Raw genomic sequence first — 14,309 nt, forward strand, 5'->3', positions numbered from 1 at the left:
AAAACAAAATATTGGCACTGACATTCATCGACACACTGTTGAGTTCTCAAAGAACACGCACACACCACCACCACCCACACGAAGCAGGAGGATCCGGGGCAACCGTTCCAGCCTAGCCAGCCGCACGGAGCCGAGTCAAGACTCGAACTCTTCGGTGACCAGGATGTCAGATGATCTACGGAGCCGGTGATCGAGGCCTTGCGGTCTCGGTCCGTGTCCGTGTCGCTCTGACTCGACAAAAGTTACGCGACGGATAACAGTGCGTCAAATCCGCAGGTCGGCCACACGACGGGCTCGCGACCATGCAGGTCAGCGCGCCGCTCCGGCGCCTCGCGGGCCTTCGAGTGCTCGAACCCCGACTGTGACCCCGCGCACGCGTGGCTCACACCGAGCGCCATACGCCGGCCATGTTCTTCTTACCCCGACGCAGCACCAGCCACTCACCGTGCAGGAAGTCGTCCGCGGAGGGAGTCCAGTCCTCGGCAGCGATCTTCTGGTTGTTCACCGACACTCCCCCCTCCTTCACCACACGACGGGCGGCGCCCTTCGACTCGCACAGCGACGTGTCGACAAGAAGGTCGACGATCGTGCGCTCCTCCCCTGCCGGCAGCTCGGCGACGTCGGTCTCCGACAGCGCGGCCGACAGTGTCCCCGCGTCCAGGTCGCGAAGCTCTCCCCGGCCGAACAGGGCGGAGCTGGCAAGTTCGACGGCCGCGGTGTTGTCCGCGCCGTGCACCAGCGTCGTCATCTCGGCCGCCAGTCGCTTCTGCGCCGCGCGGGCCTGGGGTCGTTCTGCCGTCGCCGCCTCGAGTTCCGCCAGCTCGTCACGATCGAGGAACGTGAACCAGCGCAGGTACTTCACGACGTCGGCGTCGGCCGTGTTCACGAAGTACTGGTACCAGGCGTACGGCGACGTCATCTCGGGGTCGAGCCACAGGCTTCCGCCACCGGTGGACTTACCGAACTTCGTGCCGTCCGCCGCAGTGACCAGAGGAACGGTCAGCCCGTGCACGGCGTCGCCGTCCATACGTCGGGTGAGATCGATACCCGCGACGATGTTGCCCCACTGATCCGATCCGCCGACCTGCAAGGTGCATCCGTGCTGCCGATGCAGGTGCAAGTAGTCCTGCGCTTGCAACAACATGTAGCTGAACTCGGTGTAGGACATCCCGTCCGATTCGAGGCGCTTCTTCACCGTGTCCCGCGCCAACATCACGTTGACGGAGAAGTGCTTGCCGATGTCGCGGAGGAAGTCGATGGCAGACAGCGACGCGGTCCAGTCGAGGTTGTTCGCGATGACCGCACCGCCGGCACCCTCGAAGTCGACGAAGCGAGAGAGCTGACCCTTGATGCGATCGGCCCACTCGGCCACCGTGTCACTCGAGTTCATGACGCGTTCGCCGACGTCACGCGGATCACCGATGAGTCCGGTGGCTCCGCCGGCCAGCACGATCGGACGATGACCCGCACGCTGGAAACGTGACAGGACCAGCAGCGGAACGAGGTGCCCTGCGTGCAAGCTCGGTCCCGTCGGATCGAATCCCGCGTAGAGGGTGATCGGGCCGTCCGCGGTTGTCGCCGCTGTCAGTGCCTCGATGTCTGTCGACTGGGCTATCAGTCCACGCCAGGTCAGGTCCTCGATGATGCTCACACCGCTGATTCTTTCGCATGCACGCACGTCACCCGACGGCGCCCTCAGGCCTCAGTACCGGGCTCCCCGGCGGGGTCTGTCGGAGCTCGCGGGTTCCGTCTATAGGCAGACACGGCCACCGAGGGAATCCAGAAACGCCACGGACGGTCGGGAGCGGTGGACACGCCGACACGAGGACCTGACTGTACCGGTGACGCCGTCTCGTCCGACAGCGTCACCGACACTTCCGCGCTCTCGGCGAAGACACGAACACCGTTGTGGGCCAACGACAGTGCGAGAGCACTCCCGACGTTGCCAGGTCCGCGCGCCATACCGAACTCCGGTGCGCGGGGCCTCCGCGTCCTGGCGACCGCGAGACCGTCGACGACCTCACCCGCGCGGATCAGGACGGCGCCGGCCGTTCCGTCAGGACCACAGACGATGTTCGCGCACAGATGCATCCCGTAGCTGAGATAGACGTACAGGCGACCGGGCGGCCCGAACATGACCGAGTTGCGCGGTGTGGGACCTCGGAACGAGTGCGCCGCGGGGTCGGGCCAGGGTCCGCCGGGATCTCCGCCGTACGCCTCCACCTCGACGATGCGCAGCGTGACGCCCGCGCAGGTCAGACTGGCGCCGAGCAGACGCGTCGCCGCGTCGACGGGAGTCGCGGACCCGAGAAGTCGTTCGGACGGCAGTACGGGGCCGGTCATGTCGGCGATCGACGAGTCGCAGTCGCTCCCGTCACTCCGCGATCGGAGCGGGCGCGGTCGCCCGAGCCAGAATGTCCTCGTGCTCGGCGTCGGTGGCGTCACGCGCATCGTCGATGAGCAGCACCGGAATGCCGTTCTCGATGGGGTAGACACGGCGCAGCCGGGGGTTGTAGAGCAGCTCGTCCTGGATCAGCAGAAGCGGACCCTTGTCCTGCGGGCAGGCGAGAATGCTGTGCAAGCGAGCATCGACGCTCAAGAGGACTCCTCGTTCCGTCGTCGCGTCGGTCTTCCGACGCGGTCTCACCCTACTGATGCGCGGTGAAGCGCTCCGCCGCCACTGCCTTCGTCATGCGCTTGTACTCGCCGGACGTCGACGCCAGATACCAGGTCTTGACCCCCGGACCGGGCAGTCCGGCAGCGCGCAGCGTGTCGTCGAGTGGTCGGAACGCGCGGCTCAGCGGGATGTCCGCGACCACGTGCACGACGTCGGGTCGCTCGGCCGGATCCAACACCAGCAGCGCGTCCGACACCATCGATGCCGTGAGGTTCTGACCCGCCCGCACGGTCACCGCGCACACCGACCACTGGTCACCGTGCTCCCCGATGCCGTACGCCACGGCCAGGTCCACCGGCTCCGCCTCGCCGATCGCGTCGGCTATCGGCTGCGGGTAGACGGGTCCGCGTGCGGTGGTGATCACCGAGCGCTTGTGCCCGAGCAACCAGTAGTCACCGCCCTCGTCCCGGCGGAACAGCAGGTTGGTCGGAGTCCACACGTCGCCGGCACTGAAGACACCACGCATGAACGCGCCGCTGGAGTCGTCCAGTCCGGGGCGGCCGAGCAACAGGCCGGGTTCGCCGGTCTCGCAGTGTCGGACGAATCCCTGCTCGTCCACGAGGTACCGACCCGAGACGGCGTCGTATGCCGCGAGTTCCACCCGTGCACTGCCCGGCAGCGGGCGACCCTTTGCCCCGATCTTCGTTCCCGCCACGTTCGCGAGGACGACGTCGCCCTCGGTGGACGCGTAGAACTCGAGTACCCGCGCAGGTGCCAGTCGTTCGAGCGTGTGCCGCCACAGGTTGGTGGGCATGCCCGATCCGATGAGGAGCCGTACGGCGTGCTGTCCTCGGTGCGGAAGGGACTCCGACGTCAGGATGTCCCGCATCATGGTCCACGTGTAGGACACGACCGTGACGCCGTAGCGCTGCACCTCGTCCGCGAAGCGCTCGGGCTCGACACCGCGCGACAGCGCGATGCGGGACCCGCCCGCCAACGCGCCGCCCACCGCCACGAGCAGTCCGGCCGAATGGTGCAGCGGCGCCAGGCAGTACACGGTGTCGCCGCGGGACAGACCTGCGGAGCTGGCCGTACCGAAGGCCGACAGAGCCCAGCGGTAGTTGGTGATGAACTTGGCATCCAGGGTGTCGTCGTTCCCGCTGAACAGCACGAAGGCGAGTTCCCGTGCGCGCCCGGGGTTGGGGACGTACCACCCCGGCAACTCCACCGTCGACGGGTCGACCTGCTCGAGATCCACGACCAGGTCGGAGTCCTCGATGTCGAGCGAGCGGGACTCGCCGCCGCCCAGGACCAGCACGTCCAGTCCGTGGTCGACGGATCCGGCCAGATTGTCGGGGTCGACGATCAGCAGTTCGACGCGCCCGAGTCGCAGCGACGCCGAGAGATCGCTGGTGGGCTGCAGCATGACGGCCACCGCGCCGATGCGGGACAGTGCGGCGACGGCGGCGAGTGCGCTCGGACGTGTCTCCATCAGCACGCCGACGTGCATCGCGGGGCGTACACCGTTGACGATCAGGCCGCGCACCACGTTGTCGATGCGCTGGTCCACGGCGGCGTAGGAGTACACACGGTCGTCGAACACGAAGCACTCACCGGCACTCGCGCGCCGAGCCTGCTCACCGAGCAGACGACCGAGGGATACCTGCGAATGAGGTTGCAACTGGCCGAGTCTGGCGAGACGGGGCAGTGTGCGAGCGGCCTCGGACGAGATCTCACGAGACCCCTTCACGGCCCCGGCCGCCGCCGAGGCGATGCCGCGACCGAGACCCAGGCCGACCTCGGCGATGGTGGCCGCGGTGTGGACGAGACGATTTCCCACCGACACGCCGCTCTCCGAGGCCGGGTGCTCGTCGTACCCCATGGCGTGCACCTCGACCGGCCGCGGCCCCAGGCCCTCGCGCCACCGGATCCACCCCGCCGTGCTCGGCCACGTCTGCGTGGCCGCGGTGCTCCCCACCACCAGTCCGAAGTGCCCGGCGCGGAGCCCTGCTTCGTACACCTTGGCCCGCGGAGCCGCCTTGCGGATGCCGCGCACCGCGAGCGGTTGGCCGATGTCGTCGACCTCCCCCACGAACGCGAGGATCGGCATGGTCAGTTCCGCGAGCGAGACGACCTTGCCGCGGATGGAGAACCCACCCGTCATCATGCGGTTGTGCACGACGAACTGCGTCAACAGTTCCGCGACCGCCGGGCCCGACCAGGCGACCCACCCGTCCATCGCGAGGAACCGGCGCTGGGACTCGCGGGGCAGGAGCGCGTCCCGGTCGTGGAGCTGGAGCAGGAAGTCGATGCGCGACTTGACGGTCTTGGCCGGGTCGAGCAACTGGAACCCGGTGCGGGCCATCCAGTCGGTCACCGCGAGACGCGTGAACACGTGCTCGGCGAGGAACTCGGCACCCTTGGTGGCAACGTTCGCCGGGATCCCGAGAGGGAGCGCCGCGAGGGTGTCCACCGGACTGCCGAACGTGATGATGCTGGCGATGTCGCGACTCGAGCGGTACGCGGCGGCCTGGTAACAGAACATGCCGCCCTGCGAGTACCCACCGAGATGGACCTCGCGACCCGTCCGCTCGGCGACGATGTCGATGATCTCGCTGATCGCGACGATGTGGTCCGCCAGCGTCCGGTTCCACCCGCCCTCCTCGGTGGCCGGCGAACCGAAGTCGACCACCCAGGGGTCCATCCCCGCCTCGTGCAGGATACCGACGCCGCCCTGGTCGCGGGTGACGTCGTAGACGTCGGCCGACATCATCATCGGCGGTACGAGCACGACGGGCGGACCCGTCTGCTCGGACTCCGGGAAGTACCGACGCAGCCGGTACATACGATCGCGCGCGACCACCGAGAAGGGAGACGGAACGGCATCCGTCTCGAGTCCCCCGAGACGGATGACCTCGAGCCCGTTCTGCGCCGTGGCGACCACACGCCGCAACGACGTCGCGACCGACCCGGTGTCGATTCCCAGCAACTGCACTCCTCGAAGGCGGCATCGATTCGGTCGGTGTGGTCCACGACTCGTCGACCGATGAGGACACAGCGTCTCACACCACTCCGACCGCTCGGATCGGGTCGTCCCGTCAGGCCGTGATCCACGTCCTGAGCTCGGCCGCGGTGCGCTGGACCACGATGATCTGCTCCGCCACCCGCGCGGGCGCGGTACCGCCGCGGCTGTCCCGCGAGCCGATGGATCCGTCGACGGTGAGCACCGAGCGGACCTCCGGCGTGAGCGCCGGGTCGATCGTCGCGAACTCCTCGTCGGTCAGTTCGTCCAGACCCACACCGCGCGACTCCGCACGTCGCACGCAGTCGCCTGCCACCTCGTGGGCGTGCCGGAACGGCACACCGTTGCGGACGAGCCACTCGGCGATGTCCGTCGCCAGCGTGAATCCCGCCGGCGCCAGCTCGCGCAGCCGGTCGGTGTGGAAGGTGAGGGTGGACACCAACCCGGTCAGGGCGGGCAGAAGCATCTCGAGCTGAAGCACCGAGTCGAAGACGGGCTCCTTGTCCTCCTGCAGATCACGGTTGTACGCGAGGGGCTGAGCCTTGAGCGTCGCGAGCAGACCGGTGAGATTGCCGATCAGTCGCCCGGTCTTGCCGCGCGTGAGCTCCGCGACGTCCGGGTTCTTCTTCTGCGGCATGATCGAACTGCCCGTCGACCATGCGTCGGCGAGTGTCACGTAGCCGTACTCCGGGGTGCTCCACGACACGATCTCCTCGGCGAGACGCGACAGGTCCACGGCAGTCATGGCCAGGACGAACGCCGCCTCGGCGGCGAAGTCGCGCGAACTCGTCGCGTCGATCGAGTTCTCCGCGGAACCGTCGAACCCGAGCTCCGCGGCGATCTTCTCCGGGTCGAGTCCGAGCGACGAGCCCGCCAGGGCGCCCGAACCGTAGGGCGACACCGCGGCGCGGCCGTCGAAGTCCCGGAAGCGCTGCACGTCCCGCAGCAGCGGATGGGTGTGTGCGAGCAGATGATGCGCGAGCAGGACCGGCTGCGCGGCCTGCGAGTGCGTCTTGCCCGGCATCGCCGCGTCGGGATGTGCCTGCGCCTGCGCGGTGAGGGCCTCGACCACGTCCAGCACGCCCGCCGACACCCGCCGCACCGCGTCCCGCAGCCACATCCGGAACAGGGTCGCGACCTGGTCGTTGCGCGACCTGCCGGCGCGCAACCTGCCGCCGAGCTCGGGTCCGACCCGGTCGATCAGCCCGCGCTCGAGGGCGCCGTGCACGTCCTCGTCGGACTCGGCGGGACCGAACGCACCCGAGTCGACGTCGGCGGCGAGCTGATCGAGGCCGGTGAGCATCGCCTCGAGATCGCCCGCCGTCAGCAGGCCGGCCGAGTTGAGCACGCGTGCGTGAGCCTTGGAGGCACGGACGTCGTACGGGGCGAGCACCCAGTCGAAGTGGGTCGACTTGCTCAGCGCCGCCATGGCTTCCGCGGGACCCGACGCGAAGCGCCCACCCCAGAGAGCGCCCGCGTTGGTGCCGTGCGCGGGTGACGTCACAGGTCCGACTGTCCCTGCGACGCCACCGCGCCACGGTCACGGCTGGCCGCGATCTTGGACGACAGGCCGTGCAGCTGCACGAAACCCTTGGCCGACGACTGATCGAAGGTGTCGCCCGCGTCGTAAGTCGCGAGATTGAAGTCGTAGAGCGACTCCCCGCTGCGACGACCGTTCACGACGACGGTGCCGGCGTGCAGCACCAGGCGGATCTCACCGGACACGTGCTCCTGGGTGTGCTGGACGAAGGTGTCGAGAGCACCCTTGAGCGGCGAGAACCACAGGCCGTCGTAGACCTGCTCGGCCCACTTCTGGTCCGTGTGCCGCTTGTAGCGGCCGAGCTCGCGTTCGAGGGTGACGTGCTCGAGCTCCTCGTGGGCACGGATGAGGACCATGGCGCCGGGAGCCTCGTAGACCTCACGGCTCTTGATACCGACGAGCCGGTCCTCGACCACGTCGAGGCGGCCGACACCCTGCTTGCCCGCACGGGTGTTCAGTTCCTGGATCGCCTGCAGCACCGAGACCGGGCGGCCGTCGATGGCGATCGGGCGTCCCTTGTCGAACGTGATGACCAGCTCGTCCGGCGCGTTGAAGTTGGCCGTCGGATCCTCGGTGTAGTCGTAGACGTCCTTGGTCGGGGCGTTCCACAGATCCTCGAGGAACCCGGTCTCCACGGCGCGACCCCACACGTTCTGGTCGATCGAGAACGGCGACTTCTTGGTGACGTTGATCGGGATGCTGTTCTCCTCGGCGAAGGCGATAGCCTTCTCGCGGGTCCAGGCGTAGTCGCGCACCGGGGCCAGCACCTCGAGCTCGGGCGCGAGCGTGTTGAAGCCGACCTCGAAGCGGACCTGGTCGTTGCCCTTGCCGGTGCACCCGTGAGCCACGACGGTGCCGCCGTGCGAGCGCGCATTCTCGACGAGGTGCTTGACGATGAGGGGACGGCTGATGGCCGACACCAGCGGGTAGCGGTCCATGTAGAGGGCGTTCGACTGGATGGTCGGGAGGCAGTACTCGTCCGCGAACTCGTCCCGGGCGTCCACGACGACGGCCTCGACAGCGCCGCAGTCGAGTGCGCGCTGCCGGATGACCTCCATGTCCTCGCCACCCTGGCCGAGGTCGATCGCCACGGCGACCACCTCCTTGCCGGTCTCGCGGCCGATCCAGCTGATGGCGACAGAGGTGTCGAGACCGCCGGAGTAGGCGAGGATGACGCGTTCGGCCATGGGGTGTGTGCTCCTTCGTGTGATTCTGACGTTCTGGGATTCGGTCTGGTGGTTCAGCGCGCGAGATTCTCGATGCGGTCGGCGAGCTCGCGTCCGGACAGCGGATCGCGGGCGATCACGAAGATGGTGTCATCCCCCGCGACCGTTCCCACAATCTCGGGCAGTGCCGCCCGGTCCAGTGCACTGGCGAGATAGTGCGCGGCTCCGGGCGGCGTGCGGAGAACCGCCATCGTGGAGCTGGCGTCGGTGGAGACGAGCAACTCGCCGAGCAGCCGGGAGAGCCGATCGGTGCCGCCCGCGACCCCTCGGACCGGGCTGCCGTCCTCGGGAACGACGTAGACGCCCGCACCGCCGTCGGCGGCGCGAAGTTTGACGGCGCCCAACTCGTCGAGGTCGCGGGAGAGAGTGGCCTGGGTGGCCTCGATCCCCTCCGCCGCGAGCAGCGACTGGAGTTCCTGTTGCGACCGGACCTGGTGGGTGGAGAGCAGGGCCACGACGCGCGCCTGGCGCCCGGCGCGCGTCGACGACGTCACCGGGCCCTGCGACTCGGCGGTCACGGCGTCCGTCGTCCCGATGCCGCCTGCTCGAGCAGCCACACCAGGACGGCCTTCTGTGCGTGCAACCGGTTCTCGGCCTCGTCCCACACGACGCTGCGAGGGCCGTCGAGCACCGTGTCGCTGATCTCCTCGCCGCGGTGGGCCGGGAGGCAGTGCAGAACGAGAGCCTCCGAGTCGGCACGGTCGAGCAGCGACTCGTTGATCTGGAACGGGCGCAGGGGTCCGACGCGGTCGAGGCCGTCGTTCTCCTGCCCCATCGACGTCCACGTGTCGGTGACCAGCACGTCGGCTCCGGTCGCGGCGGCGATCGGATCGTTCGTGACGGTCACGCTCGCTCCCGTCCGCTCACCGCGCTCCTGCGTGGCGGCCAGCACCGACGGATCCGGCACGAAGCCCTCCGGGGCGGCGATCGTGACATCGACGCCGGCGGTGACGGCGCCGAGCATGAGGGAATGCGCCATGTTGTTCGCGCCGTCACCGAAGTAAGAGAGGCGCAGACCTCTCAACGATCCCTTGCGCTCGGCGAGCGTCTGGAGATCGGCCAGCACCTGGCAGGGGTGGAAATCGTCGGACAGCGCGTTGACGATGGGCACGCTCGCCCCCGTCGCCATCTGCTCGAGGCGCTTCTGCCCGAACGTACGCCACACGACGGCGTCGACGTAGCGGGACAGCACGCGCCCGGTGTCCTGCAGCGTCTCCTCGCGTCCGAGCTGCGTGCTGCGGCCGTCGACGACCACTGCGTGGCCGCCGAGCTGCGCGATGCCCATCTCGAACGAGAAGCGGGTGCGCGTCGAGTTCTTCTCGAAGATGACGCCGACGCCGCGCGGACCCTCCAACGGGCGCCGCGAGAACGGCGCCTTCTTGAGTTCGGCTGCGAGAGCGAGGATCTCGGCCTGCTCCTCGGGGGAGAGATCGTCGTCTCGAAGGAAGTGCCGCAGTGTCACGAGGTCGCCTCTGCTGTCGGCCGCGCCTCGTCGAGGACCGCGGGAAGTGCACGGACGAACGATGCTGCCTGCTCGTCCGTGATGATCAGGGGCGGCGCCAGACGCAGGACGTTCGCCTGCGCCGCGTTCACCAGGAAGCCTGCGTGGCGGGCCGCGGTCTCGACATCGGCCGCCACCGGCTCGGTGAGGACGATGCCCAGCAGAAGGCCCGCACCCCGTACGTGATCGACGAGGGGATGTCCGAGCGCCTCGATGTCGTGTCGCAGGATCTTGCCCAGCCGGTCGGCGTGCGAGAGCAGATCCTCGGACGCGAGAGTGCGCAGCACCGCCAGGGCCGCCGCCGAACACACCGGGTTGCCACCGAATGTGGTCCCGTGCTTCCCCGGGGTGAGCATGGCGGCTGCCGGGCCGATGCCGATGCAGGCGCCGATGGGCAGTCCCCCGCCCAGCCCCTTCGCGAGGGTGATGACGTCCGGGACGATGCCGAACCGCTGATGGGCGTAGAACCACCCCGTACGGCCGATGCCCGTCTGGACCTCGTCGAGGATCAGCAGGGCGCCGTGGCGCGCAGTGATCTCGCGCGCTGCGGGCAGATAGCCCTCCGGCGGGACGACGACTCCGCCCTCACCCATGATCGGTTCGAGGAAGACGGCGGCCGTGTTCTCGTCGACCGCCGCCTCGAGCGCGGCGATGTCGCCGTAGGGAACGTGCGACACACCGGCGGGCATGGGCTCGAACGGAGCCCGCTTGTCCGCCTGCCCCGTGAGCGCGAGGGCTCCCATGGTCCGACCGTGGAACGCGTTCTCCGCCGCGATGATGTTCGGTCGACCCGTGAGACGCGCGATCTTGAAGGCGGCCTCGTTCGCCTCGGTGCCGGAGTTGCAGAGGAACACCCGAGCATCGCCGCCGGCCGCGTGACCGAGGTGCTCGAGGAGGTGCTCCGCCAGTTCGATCGACGGCGGCGCCGCGTAGAGGTTGGACGTGTGGCCCAGCGTCGTCAGCTGGGCGGAGACCGCCTCGACGACGGCAGGATGTCCGTGGCCGAGGATGTTGACCGCGATCCCGGCGAGGAGATCGAGGTACTCCTTGCCGTCGGCGTCCGTCACCACGGCTCCCGAACCGCCGACCAGCGCCACGCGCGGCACGCCGTAGTTGTTCATCAGCGCATTCGAGAAGCGTTGCTGCAGTTGCTCCGTGCTGGTCATGCCCGTCCTCTCGTACTGCCGTCGTGCACCATCGTGCCGATGCCCTCGCCGGTGAACAGTTCCAGGAGCACGGAGTGCTCGAGTCGACCGTCGATGACATGGGCGCTGGGAACTCCCCCGCGCACCGCGCGCAGACACGCCTCCATCTTGGGGACCATGCCGGCGTCCAGGCCGGGCAGCAGTTCGGCGAGGACGTCCGCCTCGATCTCCGAGACGAGCGACCCGCGGTCCGGCCAGTTCGTGTAGAGCCCCTCGACGTCGGTGAGGACGACGAGCTTCTGCGCGCCGAGCGCCTCCGCGAGGGCCGCGGCCGCGGTGTCCGCATTGATGTTGTGCACGACGCCGTCCGCGTCGGGAGCGATGGTCGAGACGACCGGGATGCGCCCGGCCTCGATGAGGTCGTGCACCGCTGCGGGATTCACCGTCGTCACGTCCCCCACCAGACCGATGTCGGTGGCGACACCGTCGACGGTCACGGTGCGTCGAGTCGCCGTGAACAGGTGCGCGTCCTCGCCGGAGATGCCGACAGCGTAGGGGCCGTGCGCGTTGATCAGTCCGACCAGCTCGCGACCGACCTGCCCGAACAGGACCATGCGCACGACGTCCATCACTTCGGGCGTCGTCACGCGGAAGCCGCCGCGGAACTCCCCCACCAGTCCGAGTCGAGTGAGCATGGCGGTGATCTGAGGACCGCCGCCGTGCACGACCACCGGGTGGATACCGACGGTGCGCAGGAACGCCATGTCGGCCGCGAACGCGGCCTTGAGTCGATCGTCGATCATGGCGTTGCCGCCGTACTTGACCACGACGACCTTGCCCGTCCACTGCTGGAGCCACGTGAGGGCGCCGGCGAGGATGCGTGCGGTGTCGTGTGCGGACACGGGCTCGGACGACGTCATGACGAGTACGCCGAGTTCTCTTCGACGTAGGCGTGCGACAGATCCGTGGTCCTGATCGACGCCGACGCGGAGCCGACACCGAGGTCCACCTCGACCGTGATGTCGACGGCCGAGAGATCGACCTCACGAGCGCCGGGCACACCCATGCTGTCGACGCACACGGGATCGCCGTTGAACGACACGACGATGCGATCGGGATCGAGCGCGACCGGCGCAATGCCCACAGCGGCGAGAACGCGGCCCCAGTTGGGATCGGAGCCGAACAGCGCCGTCTTGACGAGGGAATCGCGTGCGATGGTTCGCGCCGCCACGAGTGCGTCCTGTTCGGACTCGGCACCACCGACCCTGACGATGATCCGCTTGGTCACGCCCTCCGCATCGGCCATCAGCTGATCCGCGAGGTCGTCGCACACCGCGAGGACAGCGGCGTCGAGTTCCTCCTGTGTCGCCTCGATGCCGCTGGCACCGGACGCGAGGAGCAGCACCGTGTCGTTCGTGGAGGTCGCGCCGTCCACGTCGAGTCGGTCGAAGGACTGTGCCGTCGCGTGTCGGAGGGCGCGATCGAGCTGATCGGCGCTCGCCACGGCGTCCGTGGTGACGACACACAGCATTGTCGCCAGCGAGGGCGCCAGCATGCCGGCGCCCTTGGCCATGCCGCCCACGTTCCAGCCGTTCCCGTGGTGGATCGCGGCCTGCTTCGGCCGGGTGTCGGTCGTCATGATCGCGTAGGCCGCATCGGTGCCGCCGGAGATGCCTCCGGCGAGCTCGTGCACCACCTCGGTGACACCGCCGAGCACCTTGTCCATGGGCAACCGGTCGCCGATCAGTCCGGTCGAACACACGGCGATCTCGCCGGCGCCCGTCTCGGTTCCCCAGTCGCTGAGGGTCGATGCGAGGTGATCGGCGGTACGGTGCGTGTCCTGGAATCCGGGCGCACCGGTGCAGGCGTTGGCGCCGCCCGAGTTCAGGACGACGGCGCGGAGCCGACCGGAGGTCAGCACCTGCTGCGACCACAGGACGGGCGCAGCCTTGATCTTGTTCAGGGTGAAGACACCGGCCGCTGCCAGATCGGGGCCCTCGTTGACCACGAGGGCGACGTCGAGGCCCCCCTTGGCCCGGAGACCGGCCTCGACCCCGGCGGCCCGGAATCCCGCTGCCGACGTCACACCCTGTGTGCGGACGAGAACCCCGGGAGCGCGCGTGGGGGCGCCGGGAGAGGACTGGGTGTGGTCGGTCATGGTGCTGTTCCCACCGTGGAGAGTCCGGCGCTCTCGGGGAGTCCGAGAGCGATGTTCATCGACTGCACCGCGGCACCGGCGGTGCCCTTCGTCAGATTGTCGATGGCGGCGAGGACCACCAGCAAGCCCGCGTCCTCGTCGACCGCCACCTGCAGGTGGACCGCGTTGGACCCGAGCACCGACCCCGTCTGCGGCAGCTGCCCCTCCGGGAGAAGGTGAAGGAAAGGTTCGTCGGAGCAGTACTTCTCGTAGACCGCACGCGCCTCGGAGGCCGACACTGTCGTCGGAGCGGTGCACGTCGCCAGGATGCCGCGCGGCATCGGAGCCAGCACAGGAGTGAACGACACGATCACGTCGGTGCCGGCGATGGCGGAGAGGTTCTGCGTGATCTCCGGCGTGTGGCGATGCGCGCCGGCGATGCCGTAGGCACGGACCGACCCCATGACCTCGGAACCCAGCAGGTCCGGCTTCGCCGCGCGACCGGCGCCGGAGGTGCCGCTCACGGCCACCACGGTCACGCGGGGCTCGACCATGCCGGCAGCGAACGCGGGCGCCAGAGCCAGCGACGAGGCGGTGGGATAACACCCCGGGACCGCGATGCGCGTCGCTCCGACCAGGGCGTCCCGACCACCGGGCAACTCGGGCATGCCGTAGGGCCAGTGTCCGGCGTGCTCCCCGCCGTACCAGCGATCCCAGGCGGCGGCGTCGGTCAACCGGAAGTCGGCACCGCAGTCGATGATCAGCGTGGAGTCCGACAGCTGTTCGGCGAGGGCGGCGGACTTCCCGTGCGGGAGCCCGAGGAACACGACGTCGTGCCCCTCCAGGGCCGCGGCGTCCGTGTCCACCAGCACGCGGTCCGCGAGCGGAACGAGATGCGGATGGTGTTGCCCCAGCGTGGTTCCGGCGTTTCCACCGGCCGTCAGGGCGCCGATGGTCATCCGGCCGTCGAGCACTGCCGGGTGTCCGAGCAGCAGACGCAGGATCTCGCCACCCGCGTAGCCACTGGCGCCCGCGACGGCCACCCGGGTGCCCGTCGATGTCGATGCACTGTCCATACGATGATTATGCATGACGGTGCAAGCTCATTCAAAAGCGGCGCA

At 68.8% G+C, this 14,309-nt stretch carries 12 protein-coding genes; all 12 read right to left on the minus strand.

The genetic code is table 11. From position 1 onward, the window contains the following. Positions 1 to 382 precede the first annotated feature (382 nt). A complete protein-coding gene (gene tyrS / locus OHB23_RS15715) occupies positions 383 to 1,651 on the minus strand; it encodes a tyrosine--tRNA ligase (protein WP_328809865.1) in 1,269 nt (422 codons plus the stop codon). Between the two features lie 44 nt (positions 1,652 to 1,695). Beyond that, entirely contained in the window at positions 1,696 to 2,343 is a 648-nt protein-coding gene (locus OHB23_RS15720) for a DNA-3-methyladenine glycosylase (RefSeq protein WP_328809866.1), read from the minus strand. 31 nt (positions 2,344 to 2,374) lie between these two features. Beyond that, positions 2,375 to 2,599, minus strand: a complete 225-nt coding sequence (locus OHB23_RS15725) for a Trm112 family protein (RefSeq protein ID WP_027506733.1) — start codon at positions 2,597 to 2,599, stop codon at positions 2,375 to 2,377. A 49-nt stretch (positions 2,600 to 2,648) separates the two neighbouring features. Continuing rightward, positions 2,649 to 5,606: an AMP-binding protein gene (locus OHB23_RS15730; protein WP_056448110.1), complete on the minus strand. Its 2,958-nt coding sequence runs from the start codon at positions 5,604 to 5,606 to the stop codon at positions 2,649 to 2,651. Between the two features lie 109 nt (positions 5,607 to 5,715). After that, complete coding sequence (gene argH, locus OHB23_RS15735; RefSeq protein ID WP_328809868.1) at positions 5,716 to 7,143, minus strand: argininosuccinate lyase; 1,428 nt, start codon at positions 7,141 to 7,143, stop codon at positions 5,716 to 5,718. Beyond that, positions 7,140 to 8,366 (minus strand): argininosuccinate synthase, encoded by a 1,227-nt coding sequence (locus OHB23_RS15740; RefSeq protein WP_328809869.1) that lies wholly within the window; start codon positions 8,364 to 8,366, stop codon positions 7,140 to 7,142. The genes argH and OHB23_RS15740 overlap by 4 nt, the downstream gene beginning before the upstream one ends. 53 nt (positions 8,367 to 8,419) lie before the next feature. Next, complete coding sequence (locus tag OHB23_RS15745; RefSeq protein ID WP_197027837.1) at positions 8,420 to 8,941, minus strand: arginine repressor; 522 nt, start codon at positions 8,939 to 8,941, stop codon at positions 8,420 to 8,422. Beyond that, positions 8,920 to 9,867 (minus strand): ornithine carbamoyltransferase, encoded by a 948-nt coding sequence (gene argF, locus OHB23_RS15750; RefSeq protein WP_027506738.1) that lies wholly within the window; start codon positions 9,865 to 9,867, stop codon positions 8,920 to 8,922. Before argF ends, OHB23_RS15745 begins: the two co-directional genes overlap by 22 nt. Continuing rightward, positions 9,864 to 11,072 carry an acetylornithine transaminase gene (locus OHB23_RS15755; protein WP_056447982.1) on the minus strand — a complete coding sequence of 403 codons (1,209 nt, stop codon included), beginning with the start codon at positions 11,070 to 11,072 and terminating at the stop codon, positions 9,864 to 9,866. Before OHB23_RS15755 ends, argF begins: the two co-directional genes overlap by 4 nt. Continuing rightward, positions 11,069 to 11,971 carry an acetylglutamate kinase gene (argB, locus tag OHB23_RS15760; RefSeq protein WP_328809870.1) on the minus strand — a complete coding sequence of 301 codons (903 nt, stop codon included), beginning with the start codon at positions 11,969 to 11,971 and terminating at the stop codon, positions 11,069 to 11,071. The genes OHB23_RS15755 and argB overlap by 4 nt, the downstream gene beginning before the upstream one ends. Then, a complete protein-coding gene (gene argJ / locus OHB23_RS15765) occupies positions 11,968 to 13,209 on the minus strand; it encodes a bifunctional glutamate N-acetyltransferase/amino-acid acetyltransferase ArgJ (RefSeq protein ID WP_328809871.1) in 1,242 nt (413 codons plus the stop codon). Before argJ ends, argB begins: the two co-directional genes overlap by 4 nt. Then, entirely contained in the window at positions 13,206 to 14,264 is a 1,059-nt protein-coding gene (argC, locus tag OHB23_RS15770) for an N-acetyl-gamma-glutamyl-phosphate reductase (RefSeq protein WP_328809872.1), read from the minus strand. The genes argJ and argC overlap by 4 nt, the downstream gene beginning before the upstream one ends. Positions 14,265 to 14,309: the final 45 nt, after the last annotated feature.

The sequence above is a fragment of the Rhodococcus sp. NBC_00294 genome, from assembly GCF_036163995.1.
Taxonomy (GTDB): Bacteria; Actinomycetota; Actinomycetes; order Mycobacteriales; family Mycobacteriaceae; genus Rhodococcoides.

Coding starts and splice junctions, on each gene's coding strand:
- OHB23_RS15755 (WP_056447982.1), bottom strand. CDS start 11,072: ATGACCAGCACGGAGCAACTGCAGCAACGCTTCTCGAATGCGCTGATG.
- OHB23_RS15720 (WP_328809866.1), bottom strand. CDS start 2,343: ATGACCGGCCCCGTACTGCCGTCCGAACGACTTCTCGGGTCCGCGACT.
- argB (WP_328809870.1), bottom strand. CDS start 11,971: ATGACGTCGTCCGAGCCCGTGTCCGCACACGACACCGCACGCATCCTC.
- argJ (WP_328809871.1), bottom strand. CDS start 13,209: ATGACCGACCACACCCAGTCCTCTCCCGGCGCCCCCACGCGCGCTCCC.
- argC (WP_328809872.1), bottom strand. CDS start 14,264: ATGGACAGTGCATCGACATCGACGGGCACCCGGGTGGCCGTCGCGGGC.
- OHB23_RS15740 (WP_328809869.1), bottom strand. CDS start 8,366: ATGGCCGAACGCGTCATCCTCGCCTACTCCGGCGGTCTCGACACCTCT.